Source organism: Methanobrevibacter sp. (genome assembly GCF_030539555.1).
Classification (GTDB): Archaea; Methanobacteriota; Methanobacteria; order Methanobacteriales; family Methanobacteriaceae; genus Methanocatella.
On the sequence record NZ_JAUNXX010000063.1, the window covers coordinates 1 to 8,028 of the forward strand.

An 8,028-nucleotide genomic window follows, 5' to 3' on the forward strand; every position below is an offset into this window, starting at 1 on the left:
GTTGATGAATCAAAAGAAAATCATGAATTGTTGGTGTCTTTTCTTTCAGCCAAACAGATTGAAGGATGTTCTGAAAAAACCATTGATTATTATAGGAACACGATTTTCAAGATGTTGGAGTCAGTTAATCTTAAAATTGAAAGCATCACAACAGATGATTTGAGAAAATATTTAGCAGAATATAAAAATCAGAGTAACGCATCCAAATCAACAATTGACAATACCAGGCGAGTTTTGTCTAGTTTTTTCAGCTGGCTTGAGGATGAGGGATATATCTCAAAAAATCCCGTTAGAAGAATTCATAGGATTAAAACCAAAAGGGTGGTGAAAGATGTTTTAAGCGATGAGAATTTTGAAGTCTTAAGGGACAAATGTGATAACATCAGGGATTTGGCAATGGTTGAACTTTTAGCATCAACTGGTATACGTGTGGGTGAACTTGTAAATCTAAATATTGATGATGTTCTGTTTAGTGAAAGGGAATGTGTAGTATTGGGCAAAGGTGACAGTGAACGTATAGTTTACTTTGATGCAAAAACAAAAATTCACCTTCAAAAATACTTGGAGTCAAGAAATGATAATAGTCCTGCACTGTTCGTGTCACTCAGAAAACCTTATGAACGGCTAGGAATTCCATAGATTGAAAAAAGAATGCGTAAACTTGGCCACGAAGCTAAAATCAAAAGATACATCCGCATAAGTTTAGAAGAACAATGGCCACTAATGCAATTGATAAAGGAATGCCTATTGAACAGGTTCAAAGACTGCTTGGTCATGTACAGATTGATACAACCATGCAATATGCTATGGTGAACCAAAACAATGTGAAGATATCTCATAGGAAATTCATAGGATGATTTTCTTTGCATGGTTAAAAAAATTCCATGTCGGCAATAATTGAGAGAGGATTAATTTTTCTATGATTGGAATATATTTAATACATTCATGCTTTTTAAATAAATAGGTATATAAATATCAGTTTATCTGCTCTCTGTTCTTCAAATCAGTTATATATTTATATATTCGTTGATAGATTTTTAGTCATGTTTTATAAGTTTTAAACAAAATGGGAGTATTTCATGGATTGTTTGAATGATATAAAACATTTTTTAGCATATGATACATTAGTATAAATTACAATATGCATTTACCGGATATCAAATGTGGATAAAATGAAGTTTAAACATGTTTTTATAGCTAGTTTAATACTGGCTATTCTTATGGTGGGCGCAGTCAGCGCTGACGACACGGTTTCACAGGATATTGTCTCTGATGATGAGGACAATACTTTAGAAACCGTTGACGAAGAAATTTATACAGAAACCGAATCGACAGGTACATTCACTGATTTGAATAATGAAATTGGAAATTCAACTGGTGAATTGAATATCAAATGTAACTACAAATTCAATAATGAAACTGATAATCCTAATCTTGGAATTGGGATTGGTAAAAATAATCTTGTGATTAACGGTAATGGTCATACTATTGATGCAGATAACCAGTCACGAATATTTTTTATCAGGGCAACTAATGTAACCATTAAAAACATTACTCTTATAAATGCAAATTCGGCTACAGGCAGTGCAATAACTGTTTTTCCAGGGGCTTCCTTAACAACTGACAGCCTGATTATTGAAAACAGCACGGCCAAAAATGGTGTTGTTTTTGTTAATGGAGAATATTACAGTCTCAACGATAGATTCAAGGATGTAACCTCCGCTGCTTATGGTGTTATAACTGTACAGGCAGGTAGGTTATGTGTTGAAAATGCTTTGATGAGTAGCTCTAAAGAATTGTCATGGGGTTTTATCCAGTCTATTGATGAATCTCTGAATTATTCTCCGATCACGGTTTTAAATTCAACATTTAGAGATACCATTTCCAATTACAGCACTGCAATCAGGGCATCCGGAAACATAATCGTCAGGAATTCAAAATTCATTAATTTGGAGTCCCTCATCACCGCAGGAGCCATTGGGTTGAAGGGAATTCATGAACTTTTAGTCGACAACTGTACTTTTGTCAATGTCACTTCCGACAAGAATGGTGGAGCGGTATACATTGATGTCATGGGCTCAAACTATCCAAATACTGGTGAAGTCCTGATTAACAGGTCAACTTTTGTAAATTGTTCATCAGGTTTTGGTGGAGCCATATTGCAGTTGGGGGGTTTCCTTAATGTTGCAAATTCCAATTTCACTGAGAATCTTGCCATATTTGATGGTGGAGCAATATATACTTCCTATGTTGGGGTCAATGTTGTAAACTCAACATTCAACGCCAATTGTGCATGGTATCCTGGTGAGCAAAGAGGTTCCTTTGGAGGCGCAATATTCTGTGATAAGGGAATGCTTATTGTGAAAAATTCAAACTTGACCCAAAACTTGGCACAGTACGGCGGTGCAATTTACTTATACGATTCAAGTTATAACGTGGATGAAATAACATTCAAAGAAAATACTGGCATTAATGGAAAATATGATGATGTCTGCACTGTTTTTGACGGGAACATTGCTGTTTTGGATAATGCTACCAACAATTATAGCGGCAACGATTCAATAAGCCTAAACAACACAAATTATGCAACAATAGCTAATTTTGAAGGAATGAAGTTGTCCTTGATTAACAATACTATTGATATTTCCGAGCTTCCATCCAGATTCGATTTACGTGAATGGGGATGGGTGACTTCCGTTAAAGACCAGGGTACTATGGGGGCCTGTTGGACATTCGGAGCTTCAGGTGCATTGGAATCTGCAATATTGAGATATTTGGGTCTTGAAGTGGACCTTTCAGAAAACAACATGCAGGATGTTTCATTGAAGTATTACAGGTATGGAGTTGAGAATATGATTGAAGGAGGTTTATCACAGGTACCTGCAGAGTATGCATTAAGCTGGCTGGGTGTTTTCGACGAAGAATATGATGTTTATGATCAACTTGGAAAAATCTCACCAATTTTTGCAGCCTTTAACAGTATCCATTTCCAGGATGTAGTCATTGTGCCTCCCCGTCAAAATGCAACAGACAATAATCAGTTAAAAGAAGCCATTTTAAAGTATGGTGGTGTGTTTATTAATTATTTTGCATGTTCTGGTGACATTGAGCAGTATTATAATGGAACTCCTCAAATCAACCATGGCGTTACTCTGATTGGATGGGATGACAACAGGCAAATAGCAGGTGCTCCAGAAAAAGGCGCATGGATTATTAAAAACAGCTGGGGTACTGGCGCTGGTGAAAATGGATATCAGTACATCTCCTATTATGACACTTCCTTATCAACAGTTAGTCCGTCATTTGCATATCTGTTGGAAAATACAGTTGCGTATAATATGAATTATCAGTATGATATTTTAGGTAGTATTAGCGTATATAGTAATGCAACGGAATACCGCAATAATTATGTGGCGATAAAGGATGATTTGATTGCCGGTGTCGGAACTTATTTTTTAATGGGTTCTGGTACGGAGTATACTATTGAAATCTATGTGAATGATGAGATTAAACTCACACAGGATGGTGTTGCACCATTCCTTGGATTCCATACAGTTAAATTGGATTCATATGTTCCTATTAATAAGGGTGATGTCTTTACTGTTAAAATCAAGTCAGACTCAGTTCCTGTTTTGAAAGAATCAAGGCAGCATTATGTGAAAGGTGCATCACAATACTTATATGATGGTGTCTGGATGAACATTTCCAGTGAAAATGCCGTTTGCTCTATAAAGGCATATACCGTCAGTGACGACAGTAAAGTGATACAAAACGCTGACATTTCTGTTGATTACGCATCACTCTCATCCTTCAGCGTTAAAGTTGTGACTGCTGATGGGCATCCTGTTGCTGGTGCATCTGTCGGATTTACTATTAACGGCAAGACTGTTAATGTGTCAACTGATGTGGAAGGTATTGCCAAACTGGAGATAAATGAAGCTCCCGGCACTTATGTGATTACAACCGTTTATAATAATCAATCCTATGAAAACAATGTCACTGTAACATTGGATTCAAAGAATTGTAAAGTCGTCTCTGAGGATATTGCAGTTGATTATGCAGGAGGATCCTATTTTACTGTAAAAGTGGTTTCCGGTGATGGTAAAGTTGCTGTTGAAGGCGAATTAGTAATATTCATATTAAACGGTGATGCAATAACAGCAAAAACAGACAAGAACGGAATCGCAAGAATAAAAATAACACAAACTCCTGGTAAATACACAATCAAAACAGTATTCAACGGCAAAACCTATAACAATAAAGTCACTGTAAAACAGGTATTAAAAACCAGTAAAGTCACTGTTAAAAAGACTGCCAAGAAGTTTACCTTGAAAGCAAAGCTCAAAATCAATGGTAAATTGGTTAAAGACAAAACTGTAACATTCAAGTTCAACGGCAAAACCTATAAGGTTAAAACCAACAAGAAAGGAATTGCTCAAAAGACACTTAAGAAGAATGTTATTAAAAAGCTTAAAAAGGGTAAAACCTACACTGTCAAAGTGACATACCTTAAGGATACAATAAAAACAACCGTTAAAGTAAAATAGTGCCAAATGCACTATTTTAATTATTTTTTTAAATTTTAATTAATGTTAAGGATTATAATAATCAACCTTAATCATCAACCAATATTATTTTTTTATTTTCATTAAACCGCTTTAAATCAAAAAATAGTAATTTAAGGAATTTAAAAAAATTAATCATCAACCACATTAATAACTTCATGATTCATTTTTCACAATCAAATCACTGGGCGGACAAATATCAGTTTATAAGCCCATTATTTTTCAAATCGTTATATATTTATATATTCTTTTATAGATTTTTAAGCAGGAATTGAATGTTTTAATCAGAAAAATCGTCTTTTAGATTGTTTGTATAGAATAAAACAAGATTCTTGAAAAATATTTATCATGAAAAATTGGGAGAATAGGACCATGAAATACAAAAAAACCACGATTATATTGTTCTTGGCTATTTTTCTATTGAGCATAACCTGTGTTTGTGCCAGTGATGCGAATGACGCCGCAATAGCTAGTGAAAACAATATGCAAATTGAATCAACACAACAGAACAGTGAAATACTGGCGGATAATGTGGGGACATTTACACAATTGGACAGGGATATTGATGACTCACAGGACACCTTTGAAATGCAGCATGACTATTCTTTCAGCAATGAAAGCGACAATGGTCCGGTTGTTATTGAGAAAAGCAATTTCACGATAAACGGAAACAATCATATTCTGGATGGAAATAAGCAGTCCGGAATACTTAATATAACAGGAAATAACATTACAATTAACAATCTGGTTTTTGTCAATGGAAATGCCACCAAGGGTGGTGCAATATATTCCGCTGGAGGCATTACCTTGAACAATGTCACTTTCATAAATAATTATGCAGGTGGCCTGGGTGGAGCAATAGCGAATTACAATGGAACTGTCAACTGTAATAATGTCAGATTCATCAACAATTACGCTGAATCCGGTTCAGCAATATATATGGAAGATACTGATCTTTATCTTTACAAAACATTCGTGACTTCAGGCATTCAGAACATGAGAGGCCAGATTTATGCAAAAAGTTCATCATTTAATCTGGACAATGTGGATTTTGTAAACATATCTTCAATTTATGCGTGTGCATTATATCTTGAAAGGTGCAAAAACCTGACTGTTGTCAATTCAAGATTTGTCAATCTGACAGCTAACATTACAGCCGGAGCAATTGCAGTTAAATCTCGTGGCAATGTCTATATTAAAGGCTGTGAATTTATCAACACCAAATCTTTTAAGAATGCAGGTGCAGTCAATGTGGATTATATAATAGATTCCAAGGTCACCATTCTGGATACGGTGTTTGTCAATTCATCTTCCATGATGGGTGGGGCATATATTCAGCTGGGAGGTAGTCTTTTCATGAACAATACAAATTTCACCAGCAATAGTGCAGTCCATAACGGTGGAGCGGCGTATTTGGCATTTTTGGAAAATGCTGAGATTAACAATTGTGTTTTTGATTCAAATGCTGTCGAAGACTTTGAGGATTATCCAGGTCTGGGAGGCGCAATATTTTCCGATTACAACAATATTTTGATAAACAACTCCAGTTTCCTCAATAACTCTGCAAGTGCAGGTAATGCAATACTGGCCGTTGATACATATTATGCAATTGCCAATTCCATCTTTGAAAACAATACGAATGCTCTTTTCACTTATTATGATGTTGGAAATTGTATTTGGAAAAATAATACATTTGACAATGAAATCGTCATCACCAATCAGACTCTAGATTATCCGGCATGTGTTGATTCCCCGGCACTGAAATTTGAACCGGTCAACAACACCATAACTGTCGTGGGTCTTCCGGAAAGATTCGATTTGCGTGATTGGGGATGGCTTACGCCAGTAAAGGATCAGGGTAGAATGGGGGCCTGCTGGACTTTTGGATTGACCAGTGCTGTTGAATCAGCAATTTTGAAGACATATGGCCTGGAGCTTGATTTGTCTGAAGGCAATCTCCATCATAACATGTTAAAGTACTTCAATTACGGTTGCACCGACTTAGATGAAGGCGGTACCGGTGGGGTTGCTGCATCATATATGGTGGGATGGTATGGTCCTGTTTTTGAAGAAACTGACATATATGATGAGGTTGGAAAACTTTCACCATATATAACAACAGGTTCTGATGTCATTCATGTTCAGGATGTAATATTTGTTTCAAATGATAGAGTATTAAACGGTACAGAAATCAAAACAGCAATCATGAAATATGGAGCATTAAGCGTAGGATATTGGGCAACTTCTGATGATAAAGAGGGCTATTTGAATTTAAATACATCTGCACAATATACATTTGATGCACCTGGCCTGAATCATGAGGTTTCTGTTATTGGATGGGATGACAATTATTCTAAGGACAATTTCCTTAAAACTCCGCCGGGTGATGGGGCATGGATTATTAAAAACAGTTGGGGAACTTCAGTTGGTGACGGCGGTTTCTATTACATTTCATATTATGACAAAACATTTCTTGCAGCATCCTACATTATTAATCAGGGTATTGGAATAATACTTGAAAATAAAGTGCCGTACAATAAGAATTACGGGTATGATACTGTATGGGTTGGTGATTTCTTAATGTCTAATGAAACGGATAATCTGACCTGTTTTAATCGCTATGAAGCTGAGGATGATGATCTGATTGCAGCTGTCGGAACATACTTCAATCAAAGCGGCATCAATTACACCGTGAAAATCTATGTAAACGGCAATCTGATGTTAACGCAGGATGGCGTATCTCCGTTCGGAGGTTTTCACACCATCAAGTTAAATGAATATGTTCCAGTTAAAAAGGGGGATGAATTTATTGCAGAAATAACCTCAAATTGTATACCTGTTTCTTCTTCAGGTCAAATTAGAGTTCATTTAAGTGAAAATAAATCATTTCGCATTGAAAATGGTGTCGTAAATGATTTATATCCATATTATGTAGCCTGTCTGAAGGTTTATACAGTAGAAGATGACTCCAAAGTCACTGCCAACACAGATATTTCAGTTGTTTACGGAGATGAATCTTATTTCAGTGCTAAAGTTCTAACTTGCGATAATCATTCTGTTGTGGGGGCATCTGTTGAGTTTACAATAAACGGGAAGGCGATTAATGCAACAACTGACAATGAGGGTATTGCCAAACTGGAAATAAATGAAGTTCCAGGCAATTATGTGATTGCAACTTCCTATAATAATCAGTCTTATCTAAACAATGTAAGTGTAATATTGGATTTGCAGAACTGTAAAGTTGTTTCTAAAAATATTGCAGTGGATTATGCAGGAGAATCTTACTTCACCGCAAAACTGGTTTCCAGTGATGGTAAAGTTGCTGTTGGCGGGCAATCAGTAATATTTGTAATTAACGGTAAAACACTAACCGTTAAGACAGACAAAAATGGAATGGCTAAAATCAAAATTATAGAAGGTCCCAATAAATACGCCATAATCACAATATATGATGGTAAAACAT

At 35.8% G+C, this 8,028-nt stretch carries 2 protein-coding genes and 1 pseudogene; all 3 read left to right on the plus strand.

Translation table 11 applies throughout. From position 1 onward, the window contains the following. Positions 1 to 857: pseudogene (gene xerA / locus Q4Q55_RS08730) on the plus strand (site-specific tyrosine recombinase/integron integrase); the annotation flags it as partial. A 315-nt stretch (positions 858 to 1,172) separates the two neighbouring features. After that, on the plus strand, positions 1,173 to 4,547 hold the full coding sequence (locus Q4Q55_RS08740; protein ID WP_303372431.1) for a C1 family peptidase: 3,375 nt from the start codon (positions 1,173 to 1,175) through the stop codon (positions 4,545 to 4,547). A 390-nt stretch (positions 4,548 to 4,937) separates the two neighbouring features. Then, positions 4,938 to 8,028, plus strand: a 3,091-nt coding sequence (locus tag Q4Q55_RS08745) for a C1 family peptidase (protein ID WP_303372432.1), incomplete at its 3' end; no start/stop codon positions are given.